This window comes from Deltaproteobacteria bacterium HGW-Deltaproteobacteria-2 (genome assembly GCA_002840505.1).
Classification (GTDB): domain Bacteria; phylum Desulfobacterota; class Syntrophia; order Syntrophales; family Smithellaceae; genus Smithella.
In genome coordinates, this window is record PHBC01000003.1 from 94,018 (window position 1) to 95,262 (window position 1,245).

General features: G+C 51.2%; 1 protein-coding gene. It reads right to left on the minus strand.

Going from position 1 to position 1,245, the window contains the following annotated elements; all coding sequences use genetic code 11:
* A partial coding sequence (locus tag CVU62_07375) for a hypothetical protein (GenBank protein ID PKN37546.1) occupies positions 1-1,245 on the minus strand: 1,245 nt, incomplete at both ends.

The window sequence follows — 1,245 nt, forward strand, 5'->3', positions numbered from 1 at the left end:
ATGGTGTAATACTGCCATTACCTCCGGCAGTCACCGCTACCGTGTAACCGAGGACAAAACTTGCACTGATGGTATGATTAGCGGTTACGTTACTGAATGTATAGCTCGTAACTGCACCGACTGAAGAACCATCAACAAGTACGTCTGATACAACATATCCGCTGTTGGGTGTTATGGTAAATGTCTGACTGGTACCGGAATTTACTGTGACTGTGCCCGAAGGGCTAATACTACCGTTGCTTCCGGCGGATGCTGTTATCGTGTAATTTGTAGCCCCACCAGGCGTCAAATATTTCACTATCACGATACCTGATCCACCTGCACTGCCAGGTGTATCACTATATCGCCAGCCACCGCCGCCGCCGCCGCCTGTGTTAGCTACACCACTTGCGGCAGCACTTCCGCCTTCAAGAGCACCCTTTCCATAACCACCGCCACCATTGGCATCTGCTGAACCACCATATTTATTACCATAACCGCCACCACCGCCAGCGAACCATCCAGCGGGACTACCACCCACGCTCGCAAACTGTGAGTATTGAACTCCAATTCCACCAATTCCACCTGTATAACTTACACTTTCATGTCCAGCTTCACCAGCCCCACCGCCGCCACCTGAACAATAGTAACCGCCGTGAACATAATATCCGCTAGCATATGCACCATTATAACCTTGCCTTGGAGGGCCTGTTGTTCCGCTTCCTCCTGCATATGCGCCATCACTGTTACCGCCACCACCGCCTGATCCTCCACTTTGTGCGTTATTTGTATTCCAATGACCACCGCCACCGCCGCCCGCAGCGGTCATCGTGTCAAAAACAGAATTACCGCCATTGCCCCCGCTGCTTGTATCAGTCGTACCGGGACTTCCACCAGCACCTATAGTCACGGTATAAGATTGTGCTGCTAAAGCATGAGAAGCTTCATATAGTACCCCGCCACCACCGCCGCCACCGCCGCAACGATTGGCACCGGCACCACCGCCGGCGATAACTAAAACCTCCGCTGTTACAGCTGATGTACAGGCAAGTGTGCCACTTGAGGTGAAAGTACGCACTGTGTAATTACCGTCAATCATTGCTGTGCCGCCACTGCAAGGATCAGAAGAAGTGACAAAACTTGCACTGATGGTATGATTGGCAGTTACATTACTGAATGTATAGCTCGTAACCGCACCTACTGAAGAACCGTCAACGAGAACATCTGATACTGTGTAACCACCACTAGCTGGTGTTATGGTAAAGG